Source organism: Brevundimonas sp. Root1423 (genome assembly GCF_001426805.1).
The window spans coordinates 255,584-276,821 of record NZ_LMFL01000001.1; the positions used below are offsets into that span (position 1 = coordinate 255,584).

Below are 21,238 nucleotides of genomic sequence, written 5' to 3' on the forward strand. Positions count from 1 at the left end.
TCCTTGATGCCCGCCAAACCCTCTTATCCCGCCGCGCCGACTGACGGGCCGCGCCATGTCGCCCTGATCATGGACGGCAACGGGCGCTGGGCTGAAGCGCGCGGGCTGCCGCGGGCCATGGGGCATCGCGAGGGGGTGCAGGCGCTGAAGCGGACCATCCAGGCCGCGCCGGCGCTGGGCATTCGCTGTCTGACCGTGTTCGGCTTCTCGACCGAGAACTGGAGCCGGCCGGCGGAAGAAGTCTCGGACCTCATGGGACTGGTTCGCTCGTACGTCGCCAGCGATCTGAAGCGGCTGGTTCGCGAGGGGGTGCGGGTGCGAATCCTGGGCCGCCGGACCGGCCTGCCTGCCGACATCGCCGCCATCATCGACAGGGCCGAGGCGACGACGGCTCACAACGACAAATTCACCCTGCAGGTCGCGTTCAACTACGGCGGCCGGGCGGACATCGTCGACGCGGCGCAGCGCCATGTCGATCAGGTGCTGGCGGGCAAGGCGACGGGACCGCTGGACGAGGAGTCATTGGGACAGGGTCTGTCCACCGCCGGCTCTCCGCCCGTGGATGTGATCGTGAGGACGTCGGGCGAGCAGCGGCTGTCGAACTTCCTGCTGTGGGAGGCCGCCTACGCCGAGCTGGTCTATCAGCACGTGCTCTGGCCCGACTACGGGCATGACGCGCTGGCCGACGTTGTCGAACAATACCGCAACCGGGACCGCCGTTTCGGCGGCCGGGCCACGCCGGGCGCGGCGCCGGCTCTCGCGGTCAGCTGATGGCGGTCAAGGCGGGCGACATAGGAATTCGGGCCGCCTCGGCCGTCGTGCTGGCTCCCGCCGCCGTCCTGGCCATCTGGGCCGGCGGCTTCTGGTTCCTGGGACTGATGCTGGCGGCCTGCGCCCTGCTGGCGGTCGAATGGGCGACGATGAGCGCCTCGAAGGCGTGGCGCGTCATGGCCGGGGCCGTCGGGTTCGGACTGGTCGCCGGCGTTGTGGCGGCCCATGCGCAGCAACTGTCCCTTGCGCTGGTGATGCTGGTCTTCGGCGCCGTGGCAGCCGGGCTCTTCGCGCGCAATCGCGGGCAGGAAGCGCTGGATGCGGCCTATGGGGTGCTCTACCTCGGCTGGCCGGCGGTGCTGCTGATCTGGCTGCGGGATGTTGACAGCGCGTCGGGGCTGGCGTGGACGGTGTCGGCCTTCGCCATCGCCTGGGCGTCGGACATCATGGCCTATCTGGTCGGCAGCCTGGTCGGCGGACCCAAGCTGTGGCCGCGCTTCTCGCCCAACAAGACATGGTCGGGCTTCATCGGCGGTCTGGCGGCGGGCACCGGCGCGGGCGCCCTGCTGGCGGCCTTCCTCGACATGGGGATCAATCCGGCCTGGGGCGCAGTGCTGGGACTTGCGGCGGCGCTGGCCACCATGGCCGGCGACCTGTGGGAGTCGGCGCTGAAGCGGCGTTATGGCGTCAAGGACGCGGGCAAGCTGATCCCCGGCCACGGCGGCCTGCTCGACCGGGTGGACGGCCTGATGTTCGCCGTGGTGGTGGTGGCCTGCGGGCGGCTGCTGGTCGGGCTGTTCGGGGGCGGGGCGTGATCCGGCGTAGCGTCACCGTTCTGGGGTCGACCGGCTCGGTCGGCTGCTCGACGCTGGACCTGATGGACCAGATCGAGACCGCGGGAACGGGCGCCTTCGAGGTCGTGGCCCTGACCGGCGGGGCCAATATCGCCCGGCTGGCCGAACAGGCCCGGCGCTGGAAGCCGGCGATCGCGGTGACCGCTGACCCGGCCCGGCTGCATGAGCTGCGAGACGCGCTGGCGGGTACGGGCATTGAAACCGCAGCGGGAGACGAAGCCATCATCGAGGCCGCGACCCGGCCCACTGACTGGATCATGGCGGCCATCGTCGGGGCGGCGGGGCTGCGCTCGGCCTGGGCGGCGGCGTCGACGGGCGCGACCCTGGCCCTGGCCAACAAGGAAAGTCTGGTTTGCTGCGGCCCGGCGCTGATCGAGCGGGTGCGGCGGTCGGGCGGCCGGCTGATCCCCGTGGATTCCGAACATTCCGCCATCCATCAGGTCTTTCCGCACGACGCGCCCGAACGGGTAGCGAAACTGGTGCTCACGGCGTCCGGGGGACCGTTCCGCACCATGCCGCGCGAAAGTCTGGGCGCGATCACGCCTGAACAGGCCGTGGCCCATCCGAATTGGAGCATGGGCGCCAAGATCTCGGTCGACAGCGCCACCATGGCCAACAAGGGGCTGGAGGCGATCGAGGCGGCCTATCTGTTCGACATGCCGTCCGACAATATCGAGGTCGTCGTGCACCCCGAGTCGATCATTCACAGCATGGTCGAATACGTCGATGGCTCGACCCTGGCCCAGATGGGGCCGCCCGACATGAAGACGCCGATCGCCTACGCGCTGGCTTGGCCCGACCGGATCGCCTGGAAGGCGCCGAAGCTGGATCTGGCCGCGCTGGGCCGACTGACGTTCCAGGCGCCCGACGACGAGCGGTTCCCCGCCCTGAAACTGGCCCGGCAGGCGCTGCAGGCGGGCGGAGCGGCGCCGACCGTGTTCAACGCGGCCAACGAGGTCGCGGCGCTGGCCTTTCTTGACCGTCGGCTGGGCTTTCTCAATATTGCCGCAGTCGTCGCCGACACCTTGTCGCGCGTGACGACCCCGGGGGCGGTTTCCTGTTCGGACGATGCATGCGACGCGGCCCTTGCGGTCGATGCGCAGGCGAGACGGACGGCGGAATCGATCATCCGGGGCATCGCGGCGGCAGCCTGACGGCAGAGGGGACCCTTATCGGCATGACGGGCTTTCTCGGCCAGGCGCTGCTCTACATCGTGCCCTTCCTTCTGGTGCTGACGTTCATCGTCACCATCCATGAGCTGGGCCATTTCCTTGTCGCGCGCGCATTCGGCGTGAAGGTCGACCGTTTCTCCATCGGCTTCGGCAAGACCATCGTCGCCAGGACAGACAAGCGCGGCACCGAATGGCGGCTGGCGTGGTTGCCGCTGGGCGGATACGTCAAATTCTCCGGCGATCTGGATGCGTCCAGCGTGCCGGATCAGGCGGGCCTCGCAGAGTTGAAGCAGCGGGTCGTCGCCGAGGGCGGGGCCGGGGCCGAGCGCGACTATTTCCATTTCAAGCCGATCTGGCAGCGCGCCCTGATCGTGGCCGCGGGGCCGGCGGCGAATTTCCTGCTGGCGATCGTACTTTTCACCATCCTGTTCAGCGTCGTGGGCGAGCAGATCGTCGCCCCGCGCGTGGCCAGGGTCGCGCCCGGCACGCCGGCGGCCGAAGCCGGCTTCCAGCCTCGCGACCTGATCGTCGCCGTCAACGGCCAGCCGGTGCTGGAAGGGTCCGAGGTCACACGCATCGTGATCATGAGCGCCGGCGACCCGCTGCGCTTCACTGTCGACCGGGGCGGACAGCAGGTCTTCCTGACTGCGACTCCCGAGCGCCGGATCGAGAACGACGAACTGGCCGGACGCGTGCGCATCGCGCGGATCGGGCTGGAGATGTCGCCGCTGGCGCAGGACTTCAAATTCCGCCGGCTGAACCCGCTTGAGGCCGCCGGCAAGGGCGTGGACACCATCGGCGACACCGTGGCGACGACCGGCACCTACATCGGCCGCATCTTCACCGGCAAGGAATCGGGCGATCTGCTGAACGGTCCGCTCGGAATCGCCAAGGCGGCGGGGGGGGTCACCCGTCAGGCTGTGGCGGCGAATCCCGACCCCGGATACATGGCCGCCAACCTCGCCCTGACGTTTCTTCAGTTCGCCGCCATAGTTTCGATCGGAATTGGCATTGTTAATCTGCTGCCGATTCCGGTTCTGGATGGGGGCCACCTGCTGTTCTACGTCCAACGCTTCCTTGGCCGCCTGCAGCACATCGGCCTTGGCCTGCCAGTAGTCGNCTGACGTTTCTTCAGTTCGCCGCCATAGTTTCGATCGGAATTGGCATTGTTAATCTGCTGCCGATTCCGGTTCTGGATGGGGGCCACCTGCTGTTCTACGGCTATGAAGCTGTGGCGCGCAGGCCAGTCCCCGCCCGCGTTCAGGAGGTCGGTTATCGCGTCGGTCTTGCTTTGCTGGCGGGATTGATGTTGTTCGCCACCTGGAACGACTTGCAAAAGCTGAGCCTGTTCAAATTCCTCGGCGGGCTCGCATGACGAGCCGACGCCAGCCCCCGATGGTCCCCCGCATGATCCGACAAGACGCGTCCGTCTGACGTTTCTTCAGTTCGCCGCCATAGTTTCGATCGGAATTGGCATTGTTAATCTGCTGCCGATTCCGGTTCTGGATGGGGGCCACCTGCTGTTCTACGGCTATGAAGCTGTGGCSCGCMGGCCAGTCCCCGCCCGCGTTCAGGAGGCTGGCTATCGCGTCGGTCTTGCTTTGCTGGCGGGATTGATGTTGTTCGCCACCTGGAACGACTTGCAAAAGCTGAGCCTGTTCAAATTCCTCGGCGGGCTCGCATGACGAGCCGACGCCAGCCCCCGATGGTCCCCCGCATGATCCGACAAGACGCGTCCGTCCTTTATTTCGCCCGGCGCCTGAGCCCGAGCCTGCTGGCCCTTGCGGTCGCGGCAGGTCTGGCGGGCCCGACGCTGGCCCAGACCGCTCAACCGGCCATCCAGCCGGGCGCGCCCGTCGAGGCCGCTCCGGCCCCCCGGCCGGCCGTGGTTCAGGAAGAGCGGCTCGTGGTCAACCGGATCCTGGTGCGCGGCAACCAGCGCATCGACCAGACCACGATCCTGTCCTATCTGCCGATCCAGCCCGGCGACACGGTGGACGCCTCGGTGCTGGACGTCGCCGTCCGCACCCTGACCCGCACCCAGCTGTTTGCTGACGTCCAGCTGGGCGTCTCCAACGGCGACCTCATCGTCGATATCGTCGAGAACCCGATCATCAACCAGGTGGTGTTCGAGGGGAACGGCGCGCTCAGCGAAGACAAGCTGACCGAGGAAGTCACCCTGAAGCCGCGCGGCATCTACACCCGCGCCCGCATCCAGGAAGACGTCGGCAAGATCGTTGAGCTGTACCGCCTGTCGGGCCGTATTTCGGCGACCGTGACTCCCAAGATCGTCCAGCTGGAACAGAACCGCGTGGACGTGGTGTTCGAGATCGACGAAGGCCCTGAAACCGGCGTGCGCGCCATTACCTTCCTCGGCAACACCGCCTTCTCGGACAACGACCTGCGCGGCGTGATGGTGACACAGGAGTCGGCCTGGTATCGCCTGTTCACGACCAACGATAACTACGATCCGAACCGTCTGGACTACGATCGCGAGCAGCTGCGGAAATTCTACACCAACCGCGGCTATTACGATTTCCGGGTCCTGTCGGCGATCTCCGAACTTGCCCCCGACGACGGAGCCTTCGGCATCACCCTGACCGTCGACGAGGGCGACAAGTATAATTTCGGCACGGTCGAGGTCGTCACCGAGAACGACCGTCTGAACGCCGACTTCCTCAAGATGCTGCTGCCGATCCAGACCGGTGATCTGTACGAGAGCGACAAGATCGAGACGGCGGTCGACGCCCTGACGTTCGCGGCCGGTTCGGCCGGCTACGCCTTCGTCGAGATCGATCCGACCTATCGTGCGAATCCCGATACCGACACGGTCGACGTCACCTTCAACGTCAAGGAAGGCCAGCGCGTCTACGTCGACCGGATCAACGTCATCGGCAACACCCGCACCCTCGACAACGTCATCCGCCGCGAGATGATGCTGACCGAGGGCGACGCCTTCAACCGCACCCTCCAGGAGCGTTCGCGCAACAACCTGCGGGCGCTCGGCTTCTTCAAGGACGTCACGGTCGAGGAAGCGCGCGGTTCGGCCCCTGATCGTTCGGTCATCAATGTCACCGTCGAGGAGCAGCCGACGGGCGAGCTTTCGGTCGGCGCCGGCTTCAGCTCGGTCGACTCCTTCGTCGTCAACCTGGGCATCACCGAGCGGAATTTCCGCGGCCGGGGCCAGAATGTCGTCGCCCGCCTGGAATGGGGCTCGCTGCGCCAGCAGATCGACTTCCGCTTCACCGAGCCGAAATTCCTGGGCCGTGACCTGCGCGCCGGCTTCGACGCCTTCCACTCGCGCTACGATCTCAGCGAATATTCGTCCTACGACTACCGCTCGACCGGCGGCGGCGTGCGCCTGTCGTATCCGCTGAACGGCTATACGCTGCTGAGCACCCGCTACTTCCTGAAGAGCGACGAGATCATCGTGCCGGCGGGCTACTGCTCGGTCCTCGGTCAGGGCTCGAACGCCCTGTGCGATCAGGTCGGTTCGTTCCTGAACTCCTCGGCCGGCTACACCCTGCTGGTCGACCGCCGGAACGACCCCGTCCGCCCGACGCGCGGCTGGACCGGCTCGTTCCGTCAGGACTTCGCCGGCATCGGCGGCGATGTGAATTACACCAAGACCGAAGGCGACATGTCGGCCTACTGGGGCATCACCCCCAACTGGATCGTCACGGCCACGGCCTCGGCCGGCTATATCTCGGGATGGGGCGGCGATCCTATCCGCATCAACGATCGCTTCTTCAAGGGCGGCAACAGCTTCCGCGGCTTCGAAACGGCCGGTCTGGGTCCGCGCGACCTGAACACGACCGACGCCCTCGGCGGCAATTTCTATGCGATCGGCACCCTCGAAGTGACGCTGCCGAACTTCCTGCCCGAGCAGTACGGCATCAAGACCTCGCTGTTCGCCGACGTGGGTACTTTGGGTGTTCTGGATGACCGGTATACGGTGAATTCGCTGGGCAACCCGGATCCCAACATCGTTGATGAGCTGGAGTTGCGCGCCTCGGCCGGCCTCAGCATTCACTGGCGCTCGCCCATGGGCCCGATCCGCTTCGACCTCAGCCATATCCTTGGCAAGGAAGAGTACGACAAGACAGAAACGTTCCGCTTCTCGACTTCAACCCAGTTCTAGAAAAATGCGGGACCCGGTCCCGCGCAAAGGTTCAAGATGAAACTGTTCGCTATCGGCGCTTTCGCGCTCGCTTCGCTGGCCGCCGGTTCGGCCGCCGCCCAGGCCCAGGCTCCCGCCAACCCCGGCCCGGTCATCCCCGGCGTCTGCGTCTTCCACAATGACCGCATGCTGGCCCAATCGACCGCCGGCGTGGCCGTCCAGACGGGCATGCAGCGCCTGATCACCGAGGTTCAGGGCGAACTCCAGCCCTACGGCGCCGCGATCCAGACCGAAGCCCAGCAACTGCAGCAGGGCGGCGCCGCCGCCGACCCGCAGGGTACGCGCCGTCAGGCGCTGCAGCAGCGCGCCCAGGAGGCCCAGCAACTCGAGCAGACCCGCCAGCAGGAGCTGCAGTACACCCAGCAGATGCAGATCCGCGCTATCGCCCAGGCTGCCGACCCGATCCTGGTCGCCGTCTATCAGGAGCGCGGCTGCGGCCTGCTGCTGGACCGCTCGGCCGTTTACATCGCCAACCCGGCCATGGACGTCACCGACGTGGTCATCCAGCGTCTGAACACGGCTCTGCCGACGCTCAGCTTCAACCGCATGCCGGTGCCGGTCCAGGCTCCCGCGCAGTAAGGACGCCATGCCCGATCCGCGCTTCTTCGACAGCTTGCCGGCGCTCAGCGTCGCCGAGCTGGCCGGGCGGATCGGCGGCGAAGTGCATGGAGGCGGAGACCGTCAGGTCTCCGCCGTCGCGCCCCTGGCTTCGGCGGGGCCGAACGATGTCGCCTTCCTCGGCGACCGCAAATTCCAGCAAGCCCTGATGGAAACCGGCGCAGGCTGCGTGATCCTGCCCGCGAGCGCGGCCGGGTTCGCGCCGGCGGGCGCCGCCGTGATCGTATCCGGCGAGGCCCAGGCCGCCTGGGCGCGGGCCTCGGCCCTGTTCCACCGTCCCGTATCGCTGGACGCCGCTTCCGACCTTCGCGAGGCGGCCGAGGACGCGTCTGTCGTCTTCGAGCCGGGCGTCGTGATCGGCGAGGGGGCCCGCATCGGGCGCGGTTCGCGGATCGGCGCCAATACCGTCATCGGACCCGGCGTGCAGATCGGACGCGACTGCCAGATCGCCTCGAACGTGACGATCGCCTTCGCGCTCATCGGCGACCGGGTGAAGATCTATTCGGGCGCCCGGATCGGCGAGGCGGGCTTCGGCGCCGCCGGTTCGAAGGCTGGACCTGTCGATATTCCGCAGCTGGGCCGGGTGATTCTGCAGGACGGGGTGACCCTCGGAGCCAACTCCTGCGTCGACCGCGGCGCCTATGACGACACGGTCATCGGCGAGAACACCAAGATCGATAATCTGGTCATGATCGGCCACAACTGTGTGATCGGCCGTAACTGCCTGCTGGCCGCCAACACCGGAATCTCCGGCTCGGTCATCGTCGGTGACAACGTCATTTTCGGCGGTAAGGCGGGGATTGGCGACCATATCAGGATCGGCGAGGGCGCGCGCGTGGCTGCCGGCGCAGGGGTGCTGGCGGACATTCCCGCGGGGGAAACATGGTCCGGCTATCCGGCCAAACCTCTGCGTCAGTTCTTGCGTGAAACGATCTGGCTCGCCAAACAGGCGTCCGGAAAGGCGCGTTCCTAGGCGCCGCCCGCGAGGAAGGCCGCAGGATGAGTGACGACGGGAAGATCGACTACGCCGAGGTGATGCGGCGGCTGCCCCACCGCTATCCCTTCCTGCTGATCGACAAGGCCGAGGACTTCGTGCCGAACACCTCGATCACCGGCATCAAGAACGTCACCCATAACGAGCCCTATTTCCCGGGCCATTTCCCGATCGACCCGGTCATGCCCGGCGTCATGATCATCGAGGCCATGGCCCAGACGGGCGCGCTGCTGATGTCCAAGTCGATGGATGTCTCGGTCGAGGGCAAGGTGATCATGTTCATGTCCATCGACGGGGTTCGCTTCCGCAAGCCGGCGCGTCCGGGCGACCAGCTGCGCATGAAGGTCATCGTGACGAAGATGCGCGGCGACATTTTTAAATTCCGCGGTGAGACCTTCATCGACGGCAAGCTGGCCTCGGAGGCGGACTTCGCCGCCATGATGGTCACCGTCGACAAGCCGGTGGCCGCATGAGCCGCATACACGCCACAGCGGTCGTCGACGCCGGCGCGCGGATCGCCGACGGCGTCGAGATCGGGCCGTGGTGCATCGTCGGTCCGGGCGTTGTGCTGGAGGCCGACGTACGGCTGGTCAGCCATGCCGTGGTTCAACAGGACACGACGGTGGGCGCGCGGACGGTGATCCATCCCTTCGCCGTCATCGGCGGCGACCCGCAGCACACCGGCTACAAGGGCGAGACGGTTCGGCTGGAGATCGGGACCGACAACAGCATCCGCGAACATTCGACCTTCAACCGCGGCACGCCGCAGGGTACGGGCGTGACCCGTGTCGGCTCGAACGGCCTGTTCATGACGGGCGCCCATGTCGGCCATGACTGCGTGGTCGGAGACAATGTTGTGATGGCCAACAACGCGACCCTGGGGGGGCATGCCCGGGTCGGGTCCAAGGTCTTCCTCGGCGGTCTGGCCGCCGTGCACCAGAACGGCCGGGTGGGGCAGGGCGCTATCGTCGGCGGTCTGGCGGCGGTGACGCGCGACGTCATCCCCTATGGCTCGGCCTGGGGCAATCATGCGCGGCTGCATGGGCTGAACCTGATAGGGCTGAAACGGAAAGGTTACGACAAGACGGCCATCCGCCGCCTGCTGGCCGCCTACCGCGATCTGTTCGAGGGCGGCGGGACCTTCGCCGAGCGCCTGGATGCGGTCGAGGGCGCATACGCCGACCTGCCCGAGATCATGGAGATCACGGCCTTCATCCGCGAGGACGGCAAACGTCCCCTGTGCCTGCCGGGCGAATGAGCGGTCCGGGAAAACTGGGCCTGATCGCCGGCGGCGGCGCTCTGCCGATATCGGTGGCGGCGAGGTGCGAGGCCGAGGGTCGGCCGGTGTTCGTGGTGCGATTGACGGGGTTCGCCGATCCGCATCTGGCCCGCTATCCGGGCATCGAGGCCGGCATGGCCGAGATCGGAAAAGTTCTTTCTGCGCTGAAGAAGGCGGGCTGTGCCGCGGTGACCTTCGCGGGGACGGTGAACCGACCCGACTTCAAGAACCTCAAGCCGGACTTCAAGGGCGCGACCCTGCTGCCGGGCATCGTGGCGGCGGCCAGCAAGGGCGACGACGCCCTGCTGCGCAAGATCCTGTCGGTGTTCGAGAACGAGGGTTACGCCATCGAGGGCGCGGACGACATTCTCGGCGGGGAGACCCTGCCGGGCGGGGCTTTGGGCGCTGTGAAGCCGTCCGAAGAGCAGCTTTCCGATCTCAGGAAAGCGCTTCATGTCGCGGAAAAAGCTGGTGAACTGGATATCGGGCAGGGCGCGGTCGTCTGCGACGGTCTGGTGCTCGCTGTCGAGGCCCAGGAAGGCACGGACGCAATGCTGGCCCGGGTCGCGGCTCTCCCGGCGGACCTGCGCGGCTCGGCCAGCGACCGCAAGGGCGCGCTGGGCAAGGCGCCCAAGCCGATCCAGGATCTGAGGGTCGACATGCCCGTGATGGGCGCGCGGACGATCGAGATGGCCGCCGCGGCCGGGCTGGCCGGCGTCGGCGGAGTGGCCGGAAAGCTGATCCTGATCGATCACGCCGCCATCGTCGAGGCGGCCGACCGGCTGGGTCTGTTCGTCTGGGGCGACAGGAGCGAATGAGCCGGCCGTTGAAGATCATGCTGGTGGCGGCCGAGGCGTCGGGCGACGCTCTCGGCGCCGGGCTCGCGATGGCGCTCAAGGCGCGGCTCGGGTCTGACGTGGTCTTCGTCGGCGTGGGCGGACCACGGATGGCGGAACAGGGGGTGCAGAGCCCTTTCGATATCGCCGAACTTTCCATTCTCGGTTGGCTGGAAGGGCTGAAGGCCTATGGCGTGGTCAAGCGCCGGCTCGCCGACACGGCTGCGCTGGCGGTCGCCGAAAAGCCGGACGCCGTGGTGCTGATCGACAGCTGGGGCTTCACCATTCGGGTGGCCAAGGCGTTGAAGACGGCGCTGCCGGGCGTGCCGCTGATAAAATACGTCGGACCCCAGGTCTGGGCCTCGCGGCCCGGCCGGGCGAAGACGCTGGCGGCGTCAGTCGACCATCTGCTGGCTCTCTATGCCTTTGATGCGCCGTGGTTCGAGCGGGAGGGGCTGCCGACGACGGTCGTGGGCTCTCAGGCGCTGCATGTCGATTTTGGGGACGCGGACGCGGCGGCCTTCCGCGAGTCGCGGGGGATCGCGCCCGACGCGAAGCTGTTGCTGGTTCTGCCGGGCAGCCGGCCGTCGGAAATCCGGCTGATGACGCCCGTCTTCGAGGCCGCAGTGAAGACGCTGAAGGCGGCCGACCCGACGCTGGAGGTCGCGGTCGTGGCGGCGGGTACGGTGGCCGACGACGTTACCGGCCGGGTCGCGGGCTGGCCCTTCCGGGCGCATCTCGTCGCCGAGAACGAGAAATACGCCGCCATGCGCGCCGCTACGGTGGCTCTGGCCACGAGCGGGACGGTGTCGACCGAACTGGCGCTGGCGGGCGCGCCGATGGTGATCTCCTACCGTTTCCAGCCGCTCAGCTATGCGATCATGAAGCCGTTCTTCACCGGCAAATACGCGACCCTGTTCAACCACGCCGCCGATGAAGAGATCGCGCGCGAACTGATCCAGACGGACGCCACCCCCGAAAAGCTGGCGGCCGAGGTCGGGCGACTGCTGGCCGACCCGGAGGCGCGGCGCAAGCAGGCGGACCGACAAACGGCGGCGCTGGACCTGATGGGGCGGGAGGGGCGCGATCCCTCGGAGATCGCCGCCGACGCGGTGCTGCGGGTCATCGCAAGCAAGGCGGCCTAGGCGACCGGCCGGCGCCTCGCCAGCCGTATGGCGACCGCCACGCAGGCGCCGAACGTGGCGCCTTCCAGACCGGCGGTGACGATCTGGCTGACCAGACCAAAGCTGCTCTCGCCGAAAAAGGCGCCCATCCGGTCGATTCCGAGCCGGGAGTTGGGGAAGCTGGCGGCCAGTTGCTGCAGGCTGCCGCCCATCAAACGGCCGCCCAGCAGGGGGATCAGCGCCCCGGCGGTTCCGCCCGCCAGGCCGGCGACGGCGACGGCGTGGGCGGGCGAGGAAGGTCCTCCGATCCGGGGACCCAGCCAGACGCCGAAACCGATCGCGCCGCCCAGCAGGGCGCCCTCAAACGCGCCGGTGATCTCGCCGGGGCTCTGGCCGAACAACAGGCTGAAGGCGTCGGAGCCGATCAGCTTGACCAACCCGCCTATCATCATCCCGCCGACGGCTCCGCCAAGCGTGCTCCCCAGCCAGGGGCGGCCGGGGGACATGGTCCCGCCTGCGATCCCGAGGCCGACGCCGCCACCGCCCAGAATGCCGACCGCGGCGGTCAGGCAGATCAGAACCAGAATGATCGAGACTGCCCCCATACCGGACTGCAGGGGCTGGGCGGCGACGATCAGGCCGTAGAAGAGACCGCCCAGAACACCGGCCGCCCCGCCCCCGATCATTCCGGGCCCGGCGTATCGGAACAGGGTCGACCAGGGTGAGACAGGCGCCGCCTTTGGAGCGAAGGGTGGAACGGGCGCGGCGTCGACGCGGGATTCCGGAAGAACCGGGGTCACGGGCGAGATGAAGCGGTAGCCGTGCTTGGGCACCGTCTCGATGAAGCGGGGGCGGGATGCGTCGTCGCCCAGCTGTCGGCGGATGGTGCGGATGCACTGGGTCAGGGCCTCGTCGGTGACGGGCACGCCGCGCCAGACCTCGTCGAGGAAGCGGTCCTTGGAGACCAGCCGGCCGTCCTCGCGCACCAGCAGGGCGAGGGCGTCGAAATAACGGGCGTTGAGTTCGACCGGCGTATCGTCCCGCTTCAGGAGCCGATCGCCGGTGTCGAGCTGGAAGCGGTCGAAGCGAAAGCGGCCGTGCGGCATGTGTTCAGAAGGACCCCGGATGTCGCGCAGCCTCACCCATGAACCGCGCCAAGGCAATGGCCCGACGTCCAACGAAAAACGCCGGGGCGCGGGCCCCGGCGTCTTGTTGTATTTGTCTGATCAGCCGCGCTTGGCGATCGGCACGTAGTCGCGCTCGGTCGGGCCCGTGTAGAGCTGGCGCGGGCGGCCGATCTTCTGGCCGGGGTCGGCCATCATTTCCTGCCACTGGGCAATCCAGCCGACGGTGCGGGCCAGCGAGAACAGCACGGTGAACATCGAGGTCGGGAAGCCCATCGCCGACAGGGTGATGCCCGAATAGAAGTCGACGTTCGGGAACAGCTTGCGCTCGATGAAATACTCGTCGTTCAGGGCGATGCGCTCCAGCTCCTTGGCGACCTGGAACAGCGGGTCGTTCGGATCGCCGACCGCGGCCAGCACCTCGTCGGCGCTCTCCTTCATCACCTTGGCGCGCGGGTCGTAGTTTTTATACACGCGGTGGCCGAAGCCCATCAGCTTGTACTTCTTGGCCTTCACGCCCTCGATGAACTCGGGGATCTTGTCCGGGGTCCCGATCTCCTTGAGCATGTTGAGCGCCTCTTCGTTGGCGCCGCCGTGCGACGGGCCCCACAGGCAGGCGATGCCGGCGGCGATACAGGCGAACGGATTGGCGCCCGACGAACCGGCCAAGCGGACGGTCGAGGTCGAGGCGTTCTGCTCGTGGTCGGCGTGGAGCATGAAGATGCGGTCCATGGCCTTGGCCAGAACCGGATTGACCACATAGTCCTCGGCTGGAACGGCGAAGCACATGCGCAGGAAATTCTCGGCGTAGGTCAGGTCGTTGCGCGGCGAAACGAACGGCTGGCCGACGTGGTATTTGTAGGCGCGGGCTGCGATGGTCGGCATCTTGGCGATCAGGCGGATGGCCGAGATGTTGCGCTGGACCGGATCATGGATGTCCAGGCTGTCGTGATAGAAGGCCGAGAGGGCGCCGACCGTGCCGACCATGATCGCCATCGGGTGGGCGTCGCGACGGAAGCCCTCGAAGAAGCGGTCGAACTGCGAATGCAGCATGGTGTGCATGGTGATGCTGCGTTCAAAGGCTTCGTATTCCGAAGCGGTCGGCAGTTCGCCGTGCAGCAGCAGGTGGCAGACCTCGATGAAGTTGGACTTTGAGGCCAGCTGGTCGATGGGATAGCCGCGGTGCAGCAGGGTGCCGACATCGCCGTCGATGAAGGTCAGGGCGCTTTCGCACGCTGCGGTCGAGGTAAAGCCGGGGTCGTAGGTGAAGGCTTCGGTCGCGCCATACAGTTTGCGGATGTCAATCACGTCGGGGCCGGTGGAGCCCGACAGGACGGGAAGTTCGACGCTCTTGTCGCGGAAGGTGAGGGTCGCCGATCCGGCGGGTTTGGCTTGTTCAGTCATATAAGCCCCTGGGGGTGTTGGCGGAGACCGGCGCGGAGAGGCGCAATCCACGGTCTGATGAAATGTCAGATAGTCTGTTGCAGCGCATCATCCAAGCGCCCGAGGCTTTCTTCTCGTCCAAGGGCCGCCAGAGTTTTGGCGATGTCGGGCGAGACGCCGTCGCCGGTCAAGGCGGCGCGGACGGCGGGGCCGATCTTGCCGAAGCCGACGGCTTCCTCCTCGGCGAAAACCTTCAGCTCGGCCTCGAGTGCGAAGACGTCCCAGCTGGCGAACAGTTTCAGCCGGTCGCGCAGTCGGGCGATGCGCTGGCCCGACTCCCCGGCCAGCATGGGCAGGCCCTTTTCGTAGATCTTGAGCGGGCGCGGACGCAGGACGAAGGCGGTCTGGTCGGCCAGCTCCAGCGCCGTTTTCGCGCGGTCCTTCACGAACGGCATGGCTTTGAGCAGGCGCGCCTCGTCGTCGGGCCCCAGGGCGTGGCGCGTTGACGTGGGCCAGCTTGTCGAAGTCCAGCCGGGCCGGCGCCTTGCCGACGCCGGTCAGGTCGAACCACTCCAGCGCCTGGGCGTCGTTGAACAGTTCGTCGTCGCCGTGGGCCCAGCCCAGCCGGGCCAGATAGTTGCGCATGGCCTCGGGCAGATAGCCCATTTCGGCGTATTCATGCACCGCCTGCGCCCCGTGCCGCTTCGACAGCTTGGCGCCGTCGGGGCCGTGGATCAGGGGGATGTGGGCGAAGCTGGGCCGGGTCCACTCAAGAGCGTCGTAAATCAGGCTCTGGCGGGCGGCGTTGTTCAGATGGTCGTCGCCGCGGATGACGTGGGTGACGCCCATGTCGTGGTCGTCGACGACCACGGCCAGATTATAGGTCGGGGCGCCGTCCGAGCGCAGCAGGACCAGATCGTCCAGATCGTCATTGGCCCAGCTGACCACACCTTGCACCTTATCCTCGACCGTCACCTGACCCGGCAGGGGGCGGCGGAAACGGACGACGTGCGGCTGGGACAGGTCGTCGACGGTGGGTTCGCGGTCGCGCCAGGGCGATTCAAATGTGCGGCGCTCGGCCTTGGCGATGTCGCGCAGGCGACCCGTCTCCTCGGCCGAGGTGAAGTCGCGGTAGGCGGCGCCGCGCTCCAGCAGGTCGTTGACGACCTCGCGATGGCGGTCGGCGCGGCTGAATTGAAAGACCGGCTCCTCGTCGGCGAACAGCTCCAGCCAGCTCAGGCCGTCGAAAATCGCCTTCACAGCCTCGTCGGTCGAGCGTTCGCGGTCAGTGTCCTCGACGCGGATCAGGAACTTCCCGTTGCGTCCCTTGGCATACAAATAGTTGAAAAGCGCCGTGCGTGCGCCTCCTATGTGCAGGGAGCCGGTCGGCGAGGGAGCGAAGCGTGTGACGACGGCGGGGTTTGGATCGGACGGGGAGGTCATGGCGGGCGTTATAGCGCCGACGCCGGCAAAGCCCAGCCTCGCTGAAAGGGCCGGGGCCTTCCTGTCGGATCAGGTCGCGGCGCAGACGCTGCGCTGGCGCATGTGGGCGCCGGTGGCGTTCGGCGGCGGCTGCGCCGTCTATTTCGCGCTGAAGAGCGAACCGCCGGCGTGGCCGCTGCTGCTGGCGGCCGTTGTCACCGCCGCGTTCTGGCTGGGCGCCCGGCGTCTTGCGCTGGGGCGGGTGTGGACCTTGCCGCTGCTGATGCTGGCCTGTTTCGCGCTGGGCATCGCCGTGGCCAAGCTGCGAACGGACGCAGTCGCGGCCCCGATCGTCCCGGCCATGGTCGAGCCGACGGTCGTCGAGGGCTGGGTGGTCGATGTCGACAGTCCCGGATCTGCGGGACCGCGTGTGGTGATCGCGCCCGTGCGCATCCGAGGGCTGACGCCGGAGCAGACGCCCATGCGGCTGCGCGCCACCGTGCGGGGCCAGGCGCCGGCGCCGGGCGAGCCGGTGCGGCTGTTCGCCATTCTCAACCCGCCGCCGGCTCCGGCCAGTCCGGGGGCCTATGACTTTGGCCGCAACGCCTTCTTCCAGAGTCTGGGCGGGGTGGCTTTTTCGCTGGGAGAGACGCGGCCCGCCTACCTTGCGCCGCCGCCGTGGCGGGTGCGGGCGGCTATGGCGGTCAACGGCATGCGGTTCGATCTGGCCAGCCGGATCGTCGCGCGGCTCGGCGAGCGGACGGGCGGGATCGCCGCGGCCATGACGACGGGGCAGGAGGCGTGGCTGAACCCCGACGACGTCGATGTGATGCGCGATTCCGGGCTGGCGCACATCCTGTCGATCTCGGGCCTGCACATGGCGGTGGTCGGCGGCTTCGCCTTCTTCCTCATACGCCTGATGGTCGCGGCCTGGCCGTGGCTGGCGCTGCGCGTGTCCGGAAAGAAGGTGGCGGCGGTCGGCGGCCTGATCGCGGTGGGGACCTATCTGGTCGTATCGGGCGCGCCGCCGCCGGCCGAGCGGGCCGCGATCACGGCCTCGATCGCCTTTCTGGCCATCCTGCTCGACCGGCAGGCGATCACCATGCACGCCCTAGCGGTGGCGGCATTCGTGGTTCTGCTGCTGCAGCCCGAGGCGATCGTCACGCCGGGCTTCCAGATGTCGTTCGCGGCCACGGCGGCGCTTGTGGCCCTGGTCGAGGCCTGGCCGCGCCGGCCGAAGGAGATCGACGCGCCCCTGCCGATCCTGATCGTCCAGCGGGCCGGGGCATGGTTGGGCGCGGCCATTCTTGCCAGCCTCGTCGCCGGGGCGGCGACCGGACCGTTCGCCATGCAGCATTTCAACCGCACGGCCATGTACGGGCTGGCGGCCAATCTCGCCTCGGCCCCGGTGTCGGACTTTCTGATCATGCCGATGCTGGCTCTCGGCGCGCTTCTGGAGCCGCTGGGGCTGGGCGCGCCGTTCCTGTGGCTGGCGGGGCAGGGGATCAGCCTGATGCTGGCCATAGGGGAATGGACCGCGGGCCTGCCGGGCGCGGTGCGGACGGTGGCCAGCGCGCCGGAGGTCGCCCTGCCGATCTCCTTCATGGGCGTGCTGTTCTGCTGCCTGTGGCGGGGGCCTCTGAGGTGGCTGGGTTTGCCGTTGGCGGCGGCGGTGATGCTGTGGCCGCGCGAACCGACGCCGGATGTCTGGATCGGCGACGGGGGGACCAATGCGGCCTGGGTGCAGGTAGGGGAGACGGTGGTTATGCGGCCGGGCGTGAGGCAGTTCGCGGTCGATGTCTGGTCGCGGCGGCGCGGCGTGGCGCCAGTCGAGCGGCCGGTCGAAGGTTGGGCCTGCACGCGCTTCGCCTGTGCGCCGGCAACTCGGGCATCGGGTCCGCTTGCGATGTGGTGGGGCAGGAAGCCGCCCACGTCCGAACAGATCAGCGCCCTGTGCCTTTCAGCCCCGGTCGTCAGCGTCCGTGCGGGCGTGACGGCGCTGCCCGCGTCCTGCGACGGTCGGCTGGTGCTGGACGGTGTCGACTACGCCGGTGGCGGTGCGGTCGAGCTATGGCGCGACGGTCAGCCGTCAGCCAACCGGTGGCGGGCAGTCTGGTCGGCGGATGTGCGCGGCGACCGGCCGTGGAGCCGGTTCGGCGACGCCGAAGTCAGTGATAGCGGCGGATGAGGCCGACCAGCTTGCCCTGAACCTCGACCTGGTCGGGGCCGAAGATGCGGGTCTCGTAGTTGCGGTTGGCGGGCTCCAGCGCGATCGAGCCACCCTTCTTGCGCAGGCGCTTCAGGGTGGCTTCCTCGCCCTCGACCAAGGCCACGACGATGTCGCCCGAGGTGGCGGTGTCGGTCGATTTGATGACCACCAGATCGCCGTTCAGGATGCCGGCCTCGATCATGGAATCGCCCTCGATCTCGAGCATGTAGTGCTCGCCGGCGCCCAGCATGGTCTCGGGCACCGGATAGCGGGCGGTTTCGTGCTCGATGGCGGCGATCGGCGTGCCGGCGGCGATCTTGCCCATCAGCGACAGTTCGCGCGTGTCGTTGGCCGGATCGGCGGCCATCGGACGCCCGCCGCCCTGGATGACGTCGGGGCGGAAAGGCTGGCGGCCGCGCGGCTGCGAGGTCGTGGCCTGTTCCGGCAGTTTGGTGACTTCCAGCGCCCGCGCCCGGTGGGCCAGACGGCGGATGAAGCCGCGTTCCTCCAGCGCCGTGATCAGGCGGTGGATGCCCGATTTGGACGCCAGATCCAGCGCCTCCTTCATCTCGTCGAAGGAGGGCGACACGCCCGTCTCCTTGATCCGTTCATGGATGAACATCAGGAGTTCGTGCTGTTTGCGCGTGAGCATGGAGGTCCTCGAGGCGAATCCCGTTGTGAGAAACGTAGCGGAACAAACCGCAAACGTCCACAAGGTGTTCCTGAGGTGTTCCGGTTAAGGTCCGGTTACCGGAGCAGGGCGCGGACGGCCGCCTCGACGTCCGCCTGACGCATGAGGCTTTCGCCGACCAGAATGGCCTGGGCGTGGGCGTCGGAGACGCGCTGGACGTCGTCCGGCGTGAAGATGCCGCTCTCGGCGACCAGCAGGGCGCAAACGGGGCTGAGCATGGCCAGCCGTTCGGTGACCTCCAGATCGACATCGAAAGTGCGCAGGGAGCGGTTGTTGATGCCCACCAGATCGCCGCCCAGCTTGCAGGCCCGGACCATCTCGGCCTCGTCGTGGGTTTCGATCAGGGCGTCCATGCCGAAGCGTTCGGCCTCGGCCAGCAGGTCGGCCGCGAGGGCGTCGTCGACCATGTCGAGGATGATCAGGATGCAATCGGCGCCCAGCGCCCGGCTCTCGGCCACCTGCCAGGGATCGACGAGGAAGTCCTTGCGCAGGCAGGGCAAGGCAGTGGCGTCGCGCGCCTGTTTCAGGAAGGCGTCATCGCCCTGGAAGCTGGGGCCGTCGGTCAGGATCGACAGGCACTGCGCGCCGCCGCGCTCATAGGCGCGGGCGAGGGCGGGCGGGTCGAAGTCAGCGCGGATCAAGCCCTTGGACGGGCTGGCCTTCTTGATCTCGGCGATCAGGGCGGGGCGGCCGGTCTCCTCGACGTGGCGTTCGAGGGCGGCGCGGAAGCCGCGGGGGGGAGAGGCGTGACGCGCCAGCGCCTCGACGGCGTCCTGGGAGGTCGCGGCCTTTCGAGCGGCGACGTCGTCGCGCTTGTACGCGGCGATGCCGGCGAGGACGTCGCTCACGCCGGGCCCTCTTCCGGCTCGGGAGAGTTGGTGGCGACGACCAGATCGGCCAGGGCCTGTGCGGCATGGCCGTCGTCGATGACAGTGGCGGCGATGGCGGCGCCGTCCTTCAGATCAGCGGCGCCGTCGGCGACGACGAGGGCGGCGGCGGCGTTGAGCAGGACGATGTCGCGGTAGGCGCTCTTCTCACCCGCGAGCAGCTGGCGAAGCGCCAGGGCGTTCTCTTCCGCGTCGCCGCCGCGCAGGGCGGTGATATCGGCACGGGGCAGGCCGGCGTCCTCCGGCGTGACCGCGAAGCGACGGACGGCGCCGTCTTTCCACTCCGCCACCTCGGTCTCGCCCGTGGTGGTCAGTTCATCGAGGCCTTGGCCGTGGACGGTCCAGGCCCGGATCGCGCCCAGCCGGCCCAGCACCTCGGCGAGGGGCTCCAGCAGACGTGGATCATAGACGCCCATGACCTGACGCTTCGCAGACGCCGGGTTCGAAAGCGGTCCCAGAAGATTGAAAACCGTGCGGAAACCGATCTCGGCCCGGACCGGCCCGACGTGGCGCATGGCGCCGTGGTAGGCGGGGGCGAACAGGAAGGCGATGCCGGCGTCGTCCAGCGAGCGGCGCTGCTGCGCCGGGGTGGCGGCGAGGTTGACGCCCAGGGCGGCGAGCACGTCGGACGAACCCGACTTCGAACTCAGGGCCCGGTTGCCGTGCTTGGCGACCTTGAGCCCGGCGCCGGCCAGAACCAGAGCCGCGGCGGTGGAGATGTTGAAGGTGTGCTGGCCGTCGCCGCCGGTGCCGCAGGTGTCGATGACGTCGTAGGGGTGGTCCAGCCTCAGGGCCGCATCGCGCATGGCCGTGGCGAAGGCGGCGATCTCCTCGACGGTCTCGCCGCGGATGCGCAGGGCGGTGACGGCGGCGGCGACCTGGGCCGGGGTCGGCTCGCCGCGCAGGCAGGCGGCGAAGAAGGCGTGCGCCTCGTCCGTCGACAGGACGCGGCCGTCGACCAGCTTGGCCAGCAGGGGTTTGAAGCCGTCGGCCATCTCAGACCATCGCCCGGCGTCTGACGTTGGCCAGATCGAGGAAGTTGGCCAGCAGGTCGTGGCCGTGTTCGGTGGCGATGGACTCAGGGTGGAACTGGACGCCGTGGATGGGTCGGCTCTTGTGCGCCAGCCCCATGATCTCGCCGTCGGCGGTCCATGCGGTGACCTCCAGCACGTCCGGCAGGGTTTCGCGGCGGACGGCGAGGCTGTGATAGCGGGTCGCCGTGAAGGGCGAGGGCAGGTCCCGGAACACGCTCTGGCCGCCGTGCTCGATCGGCGAGGTCTTGCCGTGCATCAGGGCCTTGGCGCGGATCACCTCGCCGCCGAACGCCTGGCCCATGGCCTGATGGCCCAGGCAGACGCCGAAGATCGGCATGTCCAGCGGGGCGGTGTCGAGAATGGACAGGCAGATCCCCGCCTCATTGGGGGTGCAGGGGCCGGGCGACAGCAGTACGGCTTCGGGCGTCAGGGCCCATGCCTCGGCGGCGGTCAGGTCATCGTTGCGCACCACACGCGTCTCCGCGCCCAACTCCGCCAGGTAGTGGACGAGGTTGTAGGTAAAGCTGTCGTAGTTATCGACGACCAGGATCATGGTCTGGCTTCTAGGGGGTGCGGGCCGACCCGCCAAGCGTATCGAGCGCGTAAGTCTTCGTTAACCAAACTGTCCCGAAGTGGGGCGGTCCAAACGGGGGAGCCGGG

Annotated in this window: 18 protein-coding genes and 3 pseudogenes; 14 read left to right on the top strand and 7 right to left on the bottom strand. The window is 68.0% G+C overall.

Annotated elements, in window-relative coordinates; translation table 11 throughout:
* Positions 1-6: 6 nt before the first annotated feature.
* The 13 genes and pseudogenes from uppS to lpxB all read left to right on the top strand — a co-directional run bounded on the left by uppS (position 7) and on the right by lpxB (position 11,849).
* Positions 7-771, top strand: a complete 765-nt coding sequence (uppS, locus tag ASD25_RS01320; RefSeq protein ID WP_056614288.1) for a polyprenyl diphosphate synthase — start codon at positions 7-9, stop codon at positions 769-771.
* Positions 771-1,586, top strand: a complete 816-nt coding sequence (locus tag ASD25_RS01325; protein WP_056614290.1) for a phosphatidate cytidylyltransferase — start codon at positions 771-773, stop codon at positions 1,584-1,586. The genes uppS and ASD25_RS01325 overlap by 1 nt, the downstream gene beginning before the upstream one ends.
* Positions 1,583-2,779: a 1-deoxy-D-xylulose-5-phosphate reductoisomerase gene (gene dxr / locus ASD25_RS01330; RefSeq protein ID WP_056614293.1), complete on the top strand. Its 1,197-nt coding sequence runs from the start codon at positions 1,583-1,585 to the stop codon at positions 2,777-2,779. Before ASD25_RS01325 ends, dxr begins: the two co-directional genes overlap by 4 nt.
* 23 nt (positions 2,780-2,802) lie before the next feature.
* The coding region (locus tag ASD25_RS01335; RefSeq protein WP_156389167.1) for an RIP metalloprotease at positions 2,803-3,916 on the top strand (1,114 nt) is incomplete at its 3' end.
* Position 3,917: 1 nt separating this feature from the next.
* Positions 3,918-4,172: pseudogene (locus ASD25_RS29040) on the top strand (site-2 protease family protein); the annotation flags it as partial.
* A gap of 55 nt (positions 4,173-4,227) precedes the next feature.
* Positions 4,228-4,482 (top strand): annotated as a pseudogene (locus ASD25_RS29045) (site-2 protease family protein); the annotation flags it as partial.
* A 32-nt stretch (positions 4,483-4,514) separates the two neighbouring features.
* Positions 4,515-6,938, top strand: a complete 2,424-nt coding sequence (bamA, locus tag ASD25_RS01340) for an outer membrane protein assembly factor BamA (RefSeq protein ID WP_056614829.1) — start codon at positions 4,515-4,517, stop codon at positions 6,936-6,938.
* Positions 6,939-6,974: 36 nt separating this feature from the next.
* Complete coding sequence (locus ASD25_RS01345) at positions 6,975-7,556, top strand: OmpH family outer membrane protein (protein ID WP_056614300.1); 582 nt, start codon at positions 6,975-6,977, stop codon at positions 7,554-7,556.
* 7 nt (positions 7,557-7,563) lie between these two features.
* Positions 7,564-8,568, top strand: coding sequence for a UDP-3-O-(3-hydroxymyristoyl)glucosamine N-acyltransferase (gene lpxD, locus ASD25_RS01350; protein ID WP_056614302.1), 1,005 nt, complete (start codon positions 7,564-7,566; stop codon positions 8,566-8,568).
* Positions 8,569-8,594: 26 nt separating this feature from the next.
* Positions 8,595-9,062 carry a 3-hydroxyacyl-ACP dehydratase FabZ gene (fabZ, locus tag ASD25_RS01355; protein WP_056614304.1) on the top strand — a complete coding sequence of 156 codons (468 nt, stop codon included), beginning with the start codon at positions 8,595-8,597 and terminating at the stop codon, positions 9,060-9,062.
* On the top strand, positions 9,059-9,847 hold the full coding sequence (gene lpxA / locus ASD25_RS01360; protein ID WP_056614307.1) for an acyl-ACP--UDP-N-acetylglucosamine O-acyltransferase: 789 nt from the start codon (positions 9,059-9,061) through the stop codon (positions 9,845-9,847). Before fabZ ends, lpxA begins: the two co-directional genes overlap by 4 nt.
* Positions 9,844-10,686 (top strand): LpxI family protein, encoded by an 843-nt coding sequence (locus ASD25_RS01365; RefSeq protein ID WP_056614310.1) that lies wholly within the window; start codon positions 9,844-9,846, stop codon positions 10,684-10,686. The genes lpxA and ASD25_RS01365 overlap by 4 nt, the downstream gene beginning before the upstream one ends.
* Entirely contained in the window at positions 10,683-11,849 is a 1,167-nt protein-coding gene (lpxB, locus tag ASD25_RS01370; protein WP_056614312.1) for a lipid-A-disaccharide synthase, read from the top strand. Before ASD25_RS01365 ends, lpxB begins: the two co-directional genes overlap by 4 nt.
* Here lpxB and ASD25_RS01375 read toward each other — a convergent pair.
* The 3 genes and pseudogenes from ASD25_RS01375 to gltX form a co-directional block, all read right to left on the bottom strand.
* The gene (locus ASD25_RS01375; protein WP_056614314.1) at positions 11,846-12,934 is read right to left on the bottom strand and encodes a transcriptional regulator; all 1,089 of its coding nucleotides are present in this window, start codon (positions 12,932-12,934) and stop codon (positions 11,846-11,848) included. The genes lpxB and ASD25_RS01375 overlap by 4 nt on opposite strands.
* Before the next feature lie 120 nt (positions 12,935-13,054).
* Complete coding sequence (gene gltA, locus ASD25_RS01380) at positions 13,055-14,356, bottom strand: citrate synthase (RefSeq protein WP_056614316.1); 1,302 nt, start codon at positions 14,354-14,356, stop codon at positions 13,055-13,057.
* Positions 14,357-14,421: 65 nt separating this feature from the next.
* Positions 14,422-15,778: pseudogene (gltX, locus tag ASD25_RS01385) on the bottom strand (glutamate--tRNA ligase).
* Between gltX and ASD25_RS01390 the strand changes: the two are divergent.
* Positions 15,777-17,945, top strand: a complete 2,169-nt coding sequence (locus tag ASD25_RS01390) for a ComEC/Rec2 family competence protein (protein WP_056614319.1) — start codon at positions 15,777-15,779, stop codon at positions 17,943-17,945. The pseudogene gltX and the gene ASD25_RS01390 overlap by 2 nt on opposite strands.
* On the opposite strand, the gene lexA is transcribed toward ASD25_RS01390, so the two are convergent.
* The 4 genes from lexA to ASD25_RS01410 form a co-directional block, all read right to left on the bottom strand.
* Positions 17,926-18,618, bottom strand: coding sequence for a transcriptional repressor LexA (gene lexA / locus ASD25_RS01395; protein WP_056614322.1), 693 nt, complete (start codon positions 18,616-18,618; stop codon positions 17,926-17,928). The two genes, ASD25_RS01390 and lexA, sit on opposite strands and share 20 nt — an antisense overlap.
* Before the next feature lie 95 nt (positions 18,619-18,713).
* Positions 18,714-19,505 (bottom strand): indole-3-glycerol phosphate synthase TrpC, encoded by a 792-nt coding sequence (trpC, locus tag ASD25_RS01400; RefSeq protein WP_056614325.1) that lies wholly within the window; start codon positions 19,503-19,505, stop codon positions 18,714-18,716.
* Entirely contained in the window at positions 19,502-20,539 is a 1,038-nt protein-coding gene (gene trpD, locus ASD25_RS01405; protein ID WP_056614328.1) for an anthranilate phosphoribosyltransferase, read from the bottom strand. Before trpD ends, trpC begins: the two co-directional genes overlap by 4 nt.
* Before the next feature lies 1 nt (position 20,540).
* The gene (locus ASD25_RS01410) at positions 20,541-21,131 is read right to left on the bottom strand and encodes an aminodeoxychorismate/anthranilate synthase component II (protein ID WP_056614331.1); all 591 of its coding nucleotides are present in this window, start codon (positions 21,129-21,131) and stop codon (positions 20,541-20,543) included.
* Positions 21,132-21,238: the final 107 nt, after the last annotated feature.